We start from the raw sequence: 13,653 nt of genomic DNA, 5'->3' as shown, positions 1-13,653 counted from the left end.
ACGCTACTATGCGAGCGAAGAGCAAGTCAATGAATCCATCGAACCGTGGCCCAACGTCTTCACGGCCGGACTGTTCGTGGCGATGTTACGTTTCAATAAGGGGGATCCATGACGGTCCAGGAGTCCGGTGCCGAGCCGAGAGCGGCCGGCATGAAGGACGTCGCCGCGGCCGCGGGCGTCTCCCTCGGCACGGTGTCCAACGTGCTCAACCGGCCCGACCGCGTCAGCCCCGCCACACGCGCGAAGGTCGAGACCGCGATGGCCGAGCTCCGGTTCGTGCGCAACGAGTCCGCGCGCCAGCTGCGGGCCGGGCGCAGCCGCGTGCTCGCGTACGTGATGCTCGACGGCAGCAACCCGTTCTTCACCGACGTCGCGGCCGGCATGGAGGACGCCGCGGACGCCGCCGGCGAGGGCGGCCTCTCGCTGTTCCTCTGCAACAGCGCCCACCAGTCCGCGCGCGAGGAGGCTTACCTCGGCCGCCTCGAACAGCAGCGGGTGCAGGGCATCCTCATCACGCCGGTCGACCCGGACGCCCCGCTGCTGGGCGAGATCGCGCGCCGCGGGACGCCGGTGGTGGTCGTCGACCGCACGCCCGGCGGAACCGCGCACTGCTCGGTCGCGGTCGACGACGTCTACGGCGGCGAGATCGCCGTGCGGCACCTGATCGAGCAGGGGCACGACCGCATCGCGTTCATCGGCAACCACACGACGGTCGGCCAGGTCCGCGACCGGCGGCTGGGCGCGTTGCGGGCCCTTCGCGCGGCCGGGCTCGGTCCCGATCACCTGGTCGACCTCACGACGACGGCCCTGACCGTGGCCGACGGCCGCGGCGCGGGTGAGCGGCTGGCCGGGCTGCCGGCGTCGGTCCGCCCGACCGCGGCCTTCTGCGCCAACGACCTGGTGGCGCTCGGCCTGCTGCAGACGTGCGCGAACCTGCGCATGAACGTCCCCCGGGACATGGCGATCGTGGGCTACGACGACATCGAGTTCGCGGCGGCGGCCGCGGTCCCGCTGACGTCGGTCCGCCAGCCCCGGCGGCGCCTGGGCCGCACGGCGGCGGAGCTGCTGCTGGACGAGTCCGAACCGGGCCACGAGCACCGGCAGGTCGTCTTCACCCCCGAGCTGGTGGTCCGGGCTTCGACTCTGCACTACCAATCCGACCAAAAGTAGGCCGGCCCCCGAGCGGCACGTAACCGTTGCTCCGAAAGTCATTCGGCCGTGACTGTGGTCGGATCGGTAACGATCGGCACAGGAAGAGCCAACCCTTTGATCGCTTGTGACGTCTTAGCCGTCGGGAGCGATTCCCCGGGTGGGACACCGAGCACGGAGGTCGTCGATGGCCGAGGAGAAGCCGCGCGTGTCGCGGCGCGGGTTCCTCGCCGCGAGCGGGGCCGCGCTGCTCGGGGTCGCCGCCGTCGGCACCGTCGCCGGGTCGGCCGGACTCGGCGAGCCGGATCCGGATGCCGTGCGGCTGGGCGATTTCTGGTTGTTCGGGCGCTATGAAGACGGCTGCGCGGACCTCGGTTTCGACGAGGTCGACCTCTCGCCGGTGCAGCTCCCCCACTGCGTGACGCCGCTTTCGTGGACCGGCTGGCAACCGTCGTCGTGGCAGGACCGGTGGATCTACCGCAAGCACTTCACCGTGACCGCGGCGATGACCGCCGAACGCGTGCGAGCGCGTTTCGACGGCGTCATGACGAACGCGTCGGTGTACCTGAACGGCGCGCTCGTCGCGACCCACGAAGGCGGGTACCTGCCCTTCGAGGTCGAGCTGCCGCAGGTGACGGTGGGCGACAACGTCCTCGCCGTGGTCGTCGACGGGCGCTGGCAGCTCGACGTCCCGCCCAACCTGCCGAGCACCGCGGGTCCTTCGGCGATCGACTTCTACCAGCCGGCCGGAATCTACCGGCCGGCCTCGATCGGCACCGTGCCCCGCACCCGGCTCGCCGACGTCTTCGCCCGCCCGGTCGACGTCCTCGGTCCCGCTCGGTCGCTGCACCTGACCTGCGAACTGGACACGACGGTCGCGATCGGGGAGCCGCTGCAGGTGACCGCGTCCGTGCGGCAGGCAGGCCGGGAGATCGCGCGCGGCAGCACCGGTGTCGCGCCGATGCCGGTCGGCACGAAGACCGTCGAGTTCGACGTCGGCGGGCTGGGCGCGGTCCGGCTGTGGGACGTCGAGGACCCGGCGCTCTGCGACGTCGTGGTGAGCGTCCGGTCCGGGCCGCGGGCACTCGACCAGCAGGTCGTCCGGGTCGGGTTCCGCGAAGCCGCGTTCACCTCGGACGGCTTCTTCCTCAACGGGCGGCGGCTCAAGCTGTTCGGCCTCAACCGGCACCAGTGGTACCCGTTCGCAGGCGGGGCGATGCCGGATCGCGTCCAGCGTCGCGACGCCGAGATCCTGCGGCGCGAGCTGAACTGCACGATGGTCCGCTGCTCGCACTACCCGCAGTCGAGCGCGTTCCTCGACGCGTGCGACGAGCTGGGCCTGCTGGTGTGGGAGGAGATCCCCGGCTGGGGCCGGATCGGGGACGCCGCCTGGCAGCAGCAGAACTTCCGGGACGTCTCGGGCATGATCATCCGCGACCGCAACCACCCCAGCATCGTCGTGTGGGGCACCCGCGTGAACGAGGCCAACGGCACGACGGCGATGTACGGCCGGACCGGGCGGCTCGCGCGGAAGCTCGACCCGTCCCGGCCCACGAGCGGCGCGCTGGCCAGCTCCACGGGCGCGCGGTTCGCCGGCAGTGACGTCGAGGTCCTGGCCTACAACGACTACACCGCCCGCCGAGGCGCGCCCTTTCAGCTGCGCCCGCCGCGCGCGGGAGTCCCGTACCTGGTCACGGAGACGATCGGCACCCTGGCCGGCCCCCGCACCTACCGCCGGACGGACCCCGCCGCGGCCCAGCAGCTGCAGGCCGAGCTGCACGCGAAGGCCCACGACCTGGCCGCCGCCGACGACCGCTACTGCGGGCTGCTCGCGTGGTGCGCGTTCGACTACCCGTCGGGCTGGCAACGCTCGCTGGGCGGGTCGAAGTTCTGCGGCGTCTCGGACTTCTTCCGGATCCCCAAGCCCGCCGCCGCGTTCTACGCCTCGCAGGGCGATCCGCGGGCGCGCGCGGTCGTCGAGCCCGGGTTCGCCTGGGACTTCACCGCGTCGCCGGCCGGACCCGGGCGGGCCGCGACGATCTGGTCCAACTGCGACCGGCTCGAGCTGTTCCTGGACGACCGGCCGGTGGGTTCGGCGCGCAGCCGTCGCGCGGAGTTCCCGCACCTCCGGTATCCACCGTTCGCCGCCGACCTGACGGTGCCGCGCGGGCGGCGTCCCCAGCTGCGCATCGACGGATATGTGGGTGACCGGCTGGTGGTGTCCCGGCGCTTCAGCGGCGATCGGAGCCACGACGTGCTGGCGTGCGTCCCGGACGACCCGCAGCTGCGCGCCGACGGCGGCGACGCGACTCGCGTCGTGGTGTCCGCTTCGGACCGCTTCGGGACCTTGCGCGCCGGCGCGACCGGGAAGGTGACGCTGGCGCTGACCGGTCCTGCGGAGCTGGTCGGTGACACGACGATGGATCTGGGCGCGACGGGCGGCGCGGCGGCGGTGTGGCTGCGGCCGTTCGCGGGACCGCCGGGGGTGCTGACGCTGACCGCCCGCCATGACACGCTGGGGACGGCGACCGCGACGGTGACGACGACCGCGAGTGGCTCGGAAGGCGGGTCCCGGTCATGAGCGGGGAGGTGGATCAGAACTTCGCCGGCAACCATCGCGGCCGGTGTCACCCCGCGCCCGCGTCACCCCTCGCCGGCGAGGACCTCGGCCAGGACCGCCGCCTGGCTGATCCGCGGCGACCCGCTCGCCGTCAGCAGCGTCACCGGCCGACCCGCCGCCAGCGCGCGCAGCCGCTCCAAGGCCGCCGCCCGATCGGGTTCGCGCAGCTCCGCGCGGTACCGCTCGGCGAACTCCGCGAACCGCCCGGGATCGTGGCCGTACCAGGTGCGCAGCTCGTCGGACGGCGCCAGCCCGCGGTACCAGCCGTCCAGGACCACCGCCGTGCGGGCGGTCCCGCGCGGCCACAGGCGTTCGACGAGCACGCGGACGCCGTCGGCGGGCCCGGCCGGGTCGGCCAGCCGCGCCACCCGGACGACCGTCGGCTGCATGCGCGCATTCTGCGGCGCGCCCGCGCGCCCCGCCACTCCGGAAAGCGAGGACTCCGGTGCGCAACCGCGTGACGCCGACCGGTGACATCGCCGACATCCCGCTGCGCGGCGCGTGGACCGGCAACCGGGGCGTCCTGCACCGGGGCCACGAGATCGTCCGCTTCCACGGCGGCGACCTGTGGATCACCTGCGCGCTCACGTTCGGCGGCAGGTGGCGCGAGCAGTGGCTGCCGAACCGCTACACGCACCTGTACTTCCACGACGAAGCCGTCTCGTTCGCGGCCGGGCACCGGCCCTGCGGCGAGTGCCGCCGCCCCGCGTACACCGCCTACCGCGACGCCTGGCCCGGCACGCCGTCGGCCACCGAGATGAACCGGCGGCTGCACTCGGAACGCCTGCTCCGCGGCACCCACACCCGCCGGCTCCACGACCTGAGCTGGGCAGATCTCCCGGACGGCGTCTTCGTACTCCGCGGCGACCACCCGGAACTCGTCGTCGACGGGCACCTGACCACGTGGACGACCGGCGGCTACGGCCGCAAGCAGCAGCTGCCCAAGGCAGGAACCGTCCCGGTACTGACCCCACCGGCCACGATCGCGGTCCTGCGCGCCGGCTACCCCGTGCAGATCGACGACAGCGCCCGCTGAGCTTCACGTGGTGCGAAGCGGCGACGTCGAAACGACACGGCTGACGGCTACGGTGCGATGGTGTCCAGCCCGAGCCGGCTTCCGCTGCTCTTCCTCGATGTCGACGGACCGCTCATCCCCTTCGGCGCGGGAAGCTACCCGTCCTACGGAGACAACCTCCCGCCCGACGCGCATCCGCTCCTGACCCGGCTGGACCCGGCCCACGGCCGTCGGCTGGCGGCGCTTCCCTGTGAACCGGTCTGGGCGACGACGTGGATGGCGGACGCGAACGAGTCGGTCGCGCCCCGCATCGGCCTCCCGCCGCTCGCCTTCGTGGACTGGCCCGAACCGTCCGAAGCCGACGAGCAAGACGAACGCCACGGGCTGCACTGGAAGACCCGCGCCCTGGTCGCGTGGGCCGGAGGGCGCCCGTTCGCCTGGGTCGACGACGAGATCACCGGCACGGACCGGGCCTGGGTGGCGGCCCACCACCGCGGACCAGCCCTGCTTCACCGGGTCGACCCCCGCCGCGGTCTCACCGACGCCGACTACCTCGCCCTCGCCGATTGGCTGCAGCGCGCCTGAAGCTTGCGAGTTTCCCCGCCCCGGCCGAGACTGCCGGGATGGATCAGGACCTCGTCGACCGCGCCCGGCAGCACTCGCTCGGTGATCTGCTTCGCCGGACCGCTCTGCGGCTGCCGGACAAGCTCGCGATCGTCGACGGAGATGTCAAGCTCACCTTCGCCGAGTTCGAGGCCGCCGCCAACCGCTGTGCCCGCGCGCTCGCCGCGCGGGGGCTGCGCAAAGGTGACCGGCTCGCCCTGCTGAGCCACAACTGCTGGCAGTACGGCGCCCTCGCCTTCGCCACCGCCAAGCTCGGCGTCCTCCTCGTGCCCGTCAACTTCATGCTCGGCGCCGACGAGATCGCCTACCTCCTCCGCCACGCCGAAGTCAAAGCCTTCGTCGCCGAGGACGCCCTCGAAGCGACCGCGGCCCGAGCCCTCGAACTGGCCGAGCGAGGAGACGTGGTCAAAGGCCGCATCCTGAAAAGCGGCGGCGGCGAGTGGGAGGACATCGGCCCCTGGCTGTCCGAAGGGGACAGCACCGCCCCCGACGTCCTCGTCGCCGACGACGACCCGGTGCGGATCATGTACACCTCCGGCACCGAGTCGCGCCCCAAGGGGGTGCTGCTGTCGAGCCGGTCGCTCATCGCGCAGTACGTCTCGTGCGTGAAGCACCACTAGTGACAATCTAGCGCTGCCCTCCTGAGTGATAGGGGCGTAGCCATGCTCGTCAGCGAAGCGAACGGCACCAACCGGCCGGGGACGGCCCCACCGCCGGCCTTGCGATGCACCAGGTCAGGCGTGATTTACGCCGACGGCGGCCTGCTCGCCGACGACTGGGACAACACCCACCAGCTCAGCGGCCGGGGCGTCCTCGTCCTCGGCACCGCCAACGCCGGCCGGGCCCAGCCGATCGCCGACGAGGCGACCCGGCACTTCTTCGGCGACCAGGCCGCCGCGCTGCGCCCCACGCCCGGCCAGTGGCGCCTCTTCAGCATCAGCGAAGACAGCGACGAGCTGGAATGGCGGCCCGCCCTTGACGGCCACGATGCCGTGCTGTTCACGGCAGAGGACATCGGCGCCGAACGGACCCGCGCAGCGTCGGCGGGCATGATGACCGCGCTGACGCCTGCCAGCCGCGTAACACAGCTGCCCGCCGACACGACCTGTGCGGGAAACGTCCTCGATCACGCTGGAGACCTGTCATGACGCCCCGCACGTTCGTCGCCGTCGCCGCCTTCGTCGTCGCCCTCGGCGCGCTCATCCTGCTCGGGGTGTCGGTGAAGGCGACCGCCTCCGGCGGGCAGTCCGTGACGTGCGGGAGCGGGTTCCACACCGACACGAGCCAGGCCGCGCACGATGCGAACGTCAACGCGCTGACCAACGCCTACGCGGCCGACGCCGGGGCTAGCTGGAGGTTGTCCGACGGCACCGCTGGTTACCAGGCGGCCTGCGACAGCGCGCTGTCGACGCGGCGTGGCTTCGGGTGGGGCCTGCTCGCGCTTAGCGGGATCGTGTTCGTCGGCGCACTGGTGGTGCGTCGCCCCGAGCAGGCTGGACGTCCGCCAGCTGCAACGGCGTAGCCGGTACGCGACGATGCCCCCGGAGCCTCGCGGTTCCGGGGGCATCGTTCTGCCTGACGTCAGTCGGCGGGCCACTCGTAGGTCAGCTCGTACAGGTTGGCCGGGACCACGATGTCGTTCATCTCCAGCGCCCGGCCGTCGGTGCCGTAGGCCACGCGCGTGATCGTCAAGACCGGCACGCCGCCGGTGAGCTGAAGCAGCGTCACCTCATCCGGAGACGGCATCCGCGCGCCAACGTGCTCGGCGAACGAGGCGATGACGTGGCCGGCCTCTTCCAGGCGTGCGTACGCGCCGCCTTCGCCGGTGTTGACCTTCTCGATCGCGGTGCCCCGAGTGATCTCGCGAGGCAGCCGGGACACCGCGAGTTGAGCCACCAGCCCATCGGCCCGCATCACCCGGTCCCTCACAGTCAGCTCGGTTTCGACCTCGATGCCAAGGATTCCGGCAGCCCGTTCGTCGGCACGCTCGAAGCGGACCTTGACGTTGCTCGACGGCGTGAAGCCCTTGGCCTTGGCGTCGGCGAGGAAGGCACCTTCGTTCCGCCCTCGCGCTTCCCGTGAGAGGCGGGACCGAGCCAGCCGCTGGATATTCGACGGCGGACGTACGAACACGCCACGACCGTGCTCGACGTTGACCACGCCTTCGGACCTCAGCAGATTCACCGCCTCGCGGACGGTCGGCCGCGAAACACCATAGGCGTCGATCAGCTCGCGTTCGCTCGGAAGCTTCGAGCCGGGTGCGTACTCACCGGCGTTGATCTTCCTCCGCAAATCGGTAGCGACTTGCCGGAACGCGGGAACTCCACTCGTGCGGTCCACCATGACCACCATTCTCTACTCGCCAACTCGTCTTGACCAGTTCGCCGCCTCGTGTGACAGTTAACTCGTCAGGACGTCATGATAAGTGGCGGCGGAGCGCGACGCATAGGGATCGAGTCATGCACGGGACGCGAGGACTGGTTCGAGGCAGGCGATGACGACGAGAGTCACTGAGACGCGATCGAGCGGGGCTCGGTACGTGCAGCGGTACGTCAGCGCGGACGGCCAGATACACGACTTCGCCCTATCGACCCTCAAACCGGTGGGTCCCAACGTGACGTACGTGCCACGGTGCCAAGAGAACCGGGACTACCCCACTGCCCGTTTCTTCGCCGAAGAGCTGCACGACGCAGACGAGATCGGGCAGGAGCACCGGTGCCCGTGGTGCGGAGCGAAGGCGCGCCGCCGATGAGCTGGACGACGTTCATGCCGAACTCAGGTGGCGGACCGATCGTGAGTCCCGTCGAGCGTGAGCGGCTTGAACTGCCACCGGAACGTGACGACTCCTCATCCGGAGAGGAGGACAGCCCGTGGCGCTCAACTGGTGGATCATCGATGACGACCCACGACGAACAGACAACCCCGACGACGAGGACTGATTGACTCCCGGTCGGCGCGTCTGCCTCCCCTCGCGCGTCGACTGGGTTCCACTTCACCTCCGGGTGAAGGCCAGAGCCCCACGGCATCCCCCCGTCCAAGGTGCCGCCGTGGGGCTCTGTGCTGTCAGTCACCGAGTTCGTACACCACCAGCGCGTTGACCCAGCTGTCACCATCGGACGATCCCTCGCTCATGGAGATCGACTCCAGCTGAAGATCAGGGTGTCCGTTCAGGATCTCGGTGATTTTCAGGGCGATGGCTTGCGGGTGTGCTTCGTGATAGCCCTCGACGATCTGCCTCGACACGGGCACTCCTTCTCCGTTGGGGACCGATCCCTCATCGAACACAAAGAAGGCCCCCGCGCTCAACCCGGCAATCGAGTGCCAGGGAGCGCGGGGGCCTTGGTGACCCGCGTCAGGGCGGGTCGTCTTCGTTAGCGCCGAGATCGAAGCGGTCAACGCTTGCGGGTCGTCTTGCCCTGCGTGTTGTCGTCGGGCTCGGCCTTGGCCGGCTCCTGCTCGGGCTTCGGCACGTCCTGAGCCGTCGGGATGGCCACGTGCTCCTCCGCGAACGCGCCGTCCTGGTGCGCCTGCACGATCCCGGCCTCGGCAGGAGGGGCCTGCTCCGGATCCGTGAAGTCCCGGACGATCTGCGCCTCGGCAGGCAGCTGAGGCGGCTTCGGTACGTTCGCCCAACCGGCGTTGTCCGGGTGAGCCGGGTTGAACTGGGCGCTCGGGTGATACTCCTGCTCGCTCACGGGCGGGCTCCCTTCGTTCAGGCCGCGAGTCGCGCGGCCAGCTTGTCGGCGATCTGGTCGGCCAGCTTCTCGCCCACCTTCGCGGCGAGCACGTCGATGTCGACGCCGCCGAGCTTGAGCGCGTCGAGCTGCGTCTTCACCTTCTGAAGGTCCTCGTAGGACTGCCGCACGAAGTCGACGAGCGTGGCCTTCGTGACGGTGGCCGGCGCCAGCCGCGCCCAGCCCGGGTACTTGTCGGCGTCCCGGCTGGCGGTGAACTGCTCCACCAGCTCGTCGAGCTTGCGGGACTGGTCGGGGGTCATGTCGTCCTCCACGGAAGTCGAGGTGCCGCCGAGGCTCCACGGCGTCGTCTGGTCGCCCAGCGCCCCGGCGAAGACCGAGACGTGGACGTGGTGCTCGTGCGCGTTGATGCCGCTGTAGGGCATCCACTGCCACGGGTGGTTTCCGGCGCGGCTGTCGATGATCCGGTGGTTCCAGATCACGTACTTGATGCGCGGGTCCCGACTCGCCACCAGGGCGTCAGCGAGCCATTGGCCGGCCAGCCCGCCCGCCGGGTCGTTGGTGAAATCACGGGCGCAGACCTGGCCCGTGCTCGTCGGGTTGTGGTCGCTCTCCCGCGCGGAGTGCGACGCGTCGCCGATCGAGCCGTCGGACGCTTTCGAGCGCTTCGGCGCCTTCGCGTTCAGCTGGCCGAGCAGCACGTCCAGGCTGCGAGCGACGTACCAGGACATCACGGCACCTCCGGGAGGTAGAGCGGCGGCGGATCGGCGATCGACCCGCCGAGCTTGCGGAGTTCGTCCACCACCTGTTCGTCCCAGCGGTGATGCACCCGGAGCACGTCGTCGTGACGCCGCTGCGTCGTGCGTACTTCGCGCAGCTCCGTGCGGACTTCCTTCAGGTCCTCGCCGAGGTCCTTATTGGACTCGGCAGCCGTCTGGACCAGTACGGCGGCTGAGTCGGCGCTGACCTTGCGGGCGTCCGAGCGGGCCTTGACGATGTCGAAGAGCGCCTTGCCGATGGCCGCTGCTCCACCTCCGGCGCCAAGCCACGTCAGGATGTCGTTCATGCCAACGCCACCTTCCGAGCACGGGAGATCTGCACCGCCCGCCAGGCCGCAGCCGCCGACATCGCGAAGAGGAACAGGCAGAACGCCAGCGCCCGCAAGCCGGTGCTGCCCAATCCCCAGCACGCGTAGGCGAAGCCGACACCGGCAAGCCCGGTCAGCCCGGCCCGCTCCCAGAGCACGCCCTTCACGGTGGCCGCCCGGATGATCCCGGTCAGCGCGACCGAGCACGTCACCAACCCGATCGCGAGAAAGACGTGTCCGAACGGGGCGGGATAGCCGCGCAACGTCGTCGTAGCGACCTTCTCGAAGGCGACCAGCCCCACGCAGCAGTACAGCCCGAAGGCGGTGACGATCAGGGTTTCGAACGGGTTTCGGGTACTCGTCAACACGGACACCCCTTTCTATGAAGCGCCGTCCACGACGGCAGTCGAGGGCATCAGGGCGACTTGAGGAACCAGATCTCGACGATGTTGCCGTCGGCGTCGCGCCCCATCGTCACGCGCGCGTTGTCGTACTGCACGGGTTCGGTTTCGCCGACCACCAATTTGCCGATGCCGTCGTTGACAGGCTCGAAGCTGACTTCGCTCATGCTGCGTTTCTCCCTAGGTGGCGCCGTTTGCGACTGCGGTTGCCCGAGACACCCCGGTGGCGAACTGCGGGACGAGTGCCACAGACGACGACATGCCGCCCTGCTTCATGCGAGCGAAGATGTCGACGTAAAGCCGCTGCCCGATGACGTTCGCGGGAACCGTGAGAGCCCACGGCGTCACGTACTCGACAACCGAGCCGGAACCGACCGTGGCCGATGTGAAGGTCGGCGACACCTGCGCGTAGCTGCTGTCCACGTTGGCCAAGCGCATGTACGACTCGCTGATTGCCGACGGTGCGACCCCGCCGTAGCCGGTGCTCACCACCCACTTGCCCATGAAGCTCGACGAGAGCATCGTGAACTGCCCGGTCCACAGCTGCGTAAAGCTGGTGTTCGGGGTGAATACCACACCCGGGATCGCCTGGTACAGCGGCACCGGCTGCTCCGGTGCGGCCAAGCCGTACTTCGTGTCCGGGTCGGTCTGGAACAGCACGTGCCCGGCGCCGTCGTAGATGCTGACGATCGCGCCGGAGTTGTCGGCGTTGGGCAGCACCGTGAAGTCTGGCACCCCGCCGTGCGAGATGGAGAACGGGTACTTCGATTGCCGGCCCTGCTCGTCCGCCTGGCGCTGCTGCCGGTTCAGCTTGTTCACCAGGAAGTCCGGCGAGCCGGGGCGCTCGATTGGTGGATTCGCGACCACTAGGACCCCCTCACCGCTTGCAGCTGGTGCAGCACCTTGTCTCGCTCCGGGCCGTTCGAGACGCCCAAAATCCGATAGGAGTACTTGCCGTTCTTCAGCCAGTGGTGGTTCTTCACGCTGTAGTCGGCGAAGTGCCCCGGCAGGTACGAGCCCAGCTGCGGATCCGCGTCGGCGAGCACCGTGGCCTGCCACTGCTCAGGCTGTGAATTGCACAGCGCCACGTCAGCAGACGCCCAGCTGTCCAAGGTGGACTGCTCGGACGCCGAGGTGTGTGCGGAGTCGACCATGTCCAGCATCGGCCAGCCCGCCGACACCAACGATGTGTCGGTGGAGTAGCCGTAGAGCTGGCCGGCCTCGTTCCCGGTCCCTTTCACGAACGCCGTGTTCGCCTGGTCCGACCCGTCCCCGGCGATGGTGAGCTTCACCAGGTTGGAGCGGTAGTCGAACAGCAGCGGAACGCCCGGCTGCACGAGGTACGGACTGCCGATCAGCATCCGGTGCCGGATGTAGCGCAGCCCACCGGCGACGGTGAGGTACGGCTGGAACAACACGTCCGGGCCACTGTCCACCTGCGTCAGTTCCTGCAACCGCTGCCCGGCGAACGCCATTTCATAGCCGTGGTAGGTCCGGGTGTTCGTACCGACGGCCGTCGGCGTCGGCAGATCGAGCGGCAGCGCCGAACCCGCCCGGTACGTCATCGACGTGGCGTGGTCGGCGATGCCGCGTGCGATGTTCGGCAAGCTGTCGTTGATCGTCAGGTCAGCCGAGTTGTCGGTGATGCGCGCGGTAGCAGGGTTCCAGTTGCGGTGGTGCAGCACCCGATGGTTCAGGTTCTCCCAGAATCCCTTACCGGACACCGTGTGCTCCGGACTGTCATCGTCCGGCGCGTAGGGCAAGATCGGGCCAGCCTGACACACGGTGTCCGTCAGCACGCCGCGCCCACGGACGATCGCAACGGAAAACCGCCACGGCACACACCACTCCCGGACCTTCGCCGCGCGCACCTGCCCGTGCAGCGGAACGGTGATCTTCCAGCCGCCCACGTCGTTGATCCGAGCCGACCACTCCGGTTCCTTCGCCAGGTCCAGCTCGAACAGCACGCGGCCGGTCACGGTGTCGTAGGCCAGCGCGGTGTACGCACGCTCAGTCGTCATCAGACCCCAATGTCTTCGATCAGCAGCAACCGGCCGCCGCCGCCCTGGAAGGTGACGGTCGACCCGCTACCGTTGCTGGTCGCCGAGACTCCGAAGGTTCGCGTCTCGGTCGCGGTCGCCACGTAAGTGGCCGTCATCTCGAACAGCTCGTTGGTGCCGTTGAACACGCGGATGTTGGCTGCGCGCAGCACACTGCTGCTCGTGGTTACTGAGGCACCCGAAGCGGACCGGATGTTGACGGTCGCGTTCGGCGGCCCGGCAGCGATGTTCGCCGCTTGCAGGCACGAGAAGGTGATCTTGTAGCGACGCCCGCTGACGACAGAGACCGAACGGGTGTCCATCATGATCTCGGTGACGCTGACCGCGTCCGTCGTAGCCCGGTTCGTCTGACCGACCGTGCCCCGGGGGATGCTGTCGCCGAACGCCATCCGTTGCCAGAAGCCACCGCTGTCCTTGACCTCGAACACGTCGGTCGTCGGGTTGTAGCGCGTGTCCCCGACGCTGCCTGCGGTGTCGCTGTCCCCCTCCATTAGCGCGCGCGTCGCGCCGATCACGCCGACCGAGCGGCGCAACCGGGTCAGCGTGATTGCCCCGCCGGTCGACACCTGGGCCCGTGCGAGAGGGATACCGATGCCGCCGCCGGTGGTGGGGAAGCTGGTGTAGACGCCGAGGCCGTTGACCGTGATCGGGTCGACCGGGACGGCGCCCGGCGTGCCGGTGATGATCTCGATGCGGCAAGGGTTGCCGTCCGGTGATGTGTCGCCCTGCGCCGAGTCGTACCAACGCATCAGGACGATGTCGTTGCGCGGGTTGGTGGCCGGTGCCGGGTCACACGCGATGGCCGCTGCCGAGGTCAGCCAGCCCTCGTACGGGCCCTGGCCGGACCGGTGCGCCGCCGCCGCTCCGGGCGCCACACTCATGTTGAGCCCCGAGGTGACGGTGACAGCCAGGTCGGTGAACCGAGCATTGGCCGCGTCCCAGGTCGTCGGCAGCACCCCGGACCGGGTGCCGTTCATCGGCGTGGTGTCGTTGTTCTGGTAG

At 69.7% G+C, this 13,653-nt stretch carries 18 protein-coding genes; 7 read left to right on the top strand and 11 right to left on the bottom strand.

All coding sequences use genetic code 11. From position 1 onward, the window contains the following. Positions 1–108 precede the first annotated feature (108 nt). On the top strand, positions 109–1,170 hold the full coding sequence (locus ACZ4TR_RS08435) for a LacI family DNA-binding transcriptional regulator (RefSeq protein WP_465286417.1): 1,062 nt from the start codon (positions 109–111) through the stop codon (positions 1,168–1,170). 166 nt (positions 1,171–1,336) lie between these two features. Then, positions 1,337–3,730 (top strand): glycoside hydrolase family 2 protein, encoded by a 2,394-nt coding sequence (locus ACZ4TR_RS08430; RefSeq protein WP_465286416.1) that lies wholly within the window; start codon positions 1,337–1,339, stop codon positions 3,728–3,730. Between the two features lie 62 nt (positions 3,731–3,792). Here the strand turns inward: ACZ4TR_RS08430 and ACZ4TR_RS08425 are convergent, their stop codons facing one another. Next, a complete protein-coding gene (locus tag ACZ4TR_RS08425) occupies positions 3,793–4,158 on the bottom strand; it encodes a DUF488 domain-containing protein (RefSeq protein ID WP_465286415.1) in 366 nt (121 codons plus the stop codon). Between the two features lie 56 nt (positions 4,159–4,214). On the opposite strand from ACZ4TR_RS08425, the gene ACZ4TR_RS08420 reads away from it, so the two are divergent. From ACZ4TR_RS08420 to ACZ4TR_RS08400, 5 genes are read left to right on the top strand one after another with little or no spacing between them, the layout of a single operon-like run. After that, positions 4,215–4,805, top strand: a complete 591-nt coding sequence (locus ACZ4TR_RS08420) for a hypothetical protein (RefSeq protein ID WP_465286414.1) — start codon at positions 4,215–4,217, stop codon at positions 4,803–4,805. Between the two features lie 57 nt (positions 4,806–4,862). Then, a complete protein-coding gene (locus ACZ4TR_RS08415; protein WP_465286413.1) occupies positions 4,863–5,369 on the top strand; it encodes an HAD domain-containing protein in 507 nt (168 codons plus the stop codon). 38 nt (positions 5,370–5,407) lie between these two features. Further along, on the top strand, positions 5,408–6,028 hold the full coding sequence (locus ACZ4TR_RS08410; protein ID WP_465286412.1) for an AMP-binding protein: 621 nt from the start codon (positions 5,408–5,410) through the stop codon (positions 6,026–6,028). 42 nt (positions 6,029–6,070) lie between these two features. Beyond that, entirely contained in the window at positions 6,071–6,556 is a 486-nt protein-coding gene (locus tag ACZ4TR_RS08405; RefSeq protein WP_465286411.1) for a hypothetical protein, read from the top strand. Continuing rightward, positions 6,553–6,930: a hypothetical protein gene (locus ACZ4TR_RS08400; RefSeq protein ID WP_465286410.1), complete on the top strand. Its 378-nt coding sequence runs from the start codon at positions 6,553–6,555 to the stop codon at positions 6,928–6,930. Before ACZ4TR_RS08405 ends, ACZ4TR_RS08400 begins: the two co-directional genes overlap by 4 nt. A gap of 59 nt (positions 6,931–6,989) precedes the next feature. Here the strand turns inward: ACZ4TR_RS08400 and ACZ4TR_RS08395 are convergent, their stop codons facing one another. The 10 genes from ACZ4TR_RS08395 to ACZ4TR_RS08350 all read right to left on the bottom strand — a co-directional run bounded on the left by ACZ4TR_RS08395 (position 6,990) and on the right by ACZ4TR_RS08350 (position 13,628). Continuing rightward, positions 6,990–7,751 carry a GntR family transcriptional regulator gene (locus tag ACZ4TR_RS08395; RefSeq protein ID WP_465286409.1) on the bottom strand — a complete coding sequence of 254 codons (762 nt, stop codon included), beginning with the start codon at positions 7,749–7,751 and terminating at the stop codon, positions 6,990–6,992. 720 nt (positions 7,752–8,471) lie between these two features. Next, on the bottom strand, positions 8,472–8,651 hold the full coding sequence (locus tag ACZ4TR_RS08390) for a hypothetical protein (RefSeq protein ID WP_465286408.1): 180 nt from the start codon (positions 8,649–8,651) through the stop codon (positions 8,472–8,474). Between the two features lie 149 nt (positions 8,652–8,800). Next, the gene (locus ACZ4TR_RS08385) at positions 8,801–9,103 is read right to left on the bottom strand and encodes a hypothetical protein (RefSeq protein ID WP_465286407.1); all 303 of its coding nucleotides are present in this window, start codon (positions 9,101–9,103) and stop codon (positions 8,801–8,803) included. A gap of 17 nt (positions 9,104–9,120) precedes the next feature. Next, positions 9,121–9,834 carry a hypothetical protein gene (locus ACZ4TR_RS08380; RefSeq protein ID WP_465286406.1) on the bottom strand — a complete coding sequence of 238 codons (714 nt, stop codon included), beginning with the start codon at positions 9,832–9,834 and terminating at the stop codon, positions 9,121–9,123. Continuing rightward, positions 9,834–10,169, bottom strand: a complete 336-nt coding sequence (locus ACZ4TR_RS08375; RefSeq protein ID WP_465286405.1) for a hypothetical protein — start codon at positions 10,167–10,169, stop codon at positions 9,834–9,836. The genes ACZ4TR_RS08380 and ACZ4TR_RS08375 overlap by 1 nt, the downstream gene beginning before the upstream one ends. After that, positions 10,166–10,555, bottom strand: coding sequence for a hypothetical protein (locus ACZ4TR_RS08370; RefSeq protein ID WP_465286404.1), 390 nt, complete (start codon positions 10,553–10,555; stop codon positions 10,166–10,168). The genes ACZ4TR_RS08375 and ACZ4TR_RS08370 overlap by 4 nt, the downstream gene beginning before the upstream one ends. A gap of 50 nt (positions 10,556–10,605) precedes the next feature. Next, complete coding sequence (locus ACZ4TR_RS08365; RefSeq protein WP_465286403.1) at positions 10,606–10,758, bottom strand: hypothetical protein; 153 nt, start codon at positions 10,756–10,758, stop codon at positions 10,606–10,608. A gap of 13 nt (positions 10,759–10,771) precedes the next feature. Beyond that, the gene (locus tag ACZ4TR_RS08360; RefSeq protein ID WP_465286402.1) at positions 10,772–11,410 is read right to left on the bottom strand and encodes a hypothetical protein; all 639 of its coding nucleotides are present in this window, start codon (positions 11,408–11,410) and stop codon (positions 10,772–10,774) included. Positions 11,411–11,457: 47 nt separating this feature from the next. Then, entirely contained in the window at positions 11,458–12,570 is a 1,113-nt protein-coding gene (locus ACZ4TR_RS08355; RefSeq protein ID WP_465286401.1) for a hypothetical protein, read from the bottom strand. A 41-nt stretch (positions 12,571–12,611) separates the two neighbouring features. Further along, on the bottom strand, positions 12,612–13,628 hold the full coding sequence (locus ACZ4TR_RS08350; protein ID WP_465286400.1) for a hypothetical protein: 1,017 nt from the start codon (positions 13,626–13,628) through the stop codon (positions 12,612–12,614). Positions 13,629–13,653: the final 25 nt, after the last annotated feature.

This window comes from Amycolatopsis sp. NPDC028719 (genome assembly GCF_055565395.1).
The sequence above is the reverse complement of the archived record's forward strand: the minus strand, read 5'-3'. Positions and strand labels throughout refer to the sequence as shown.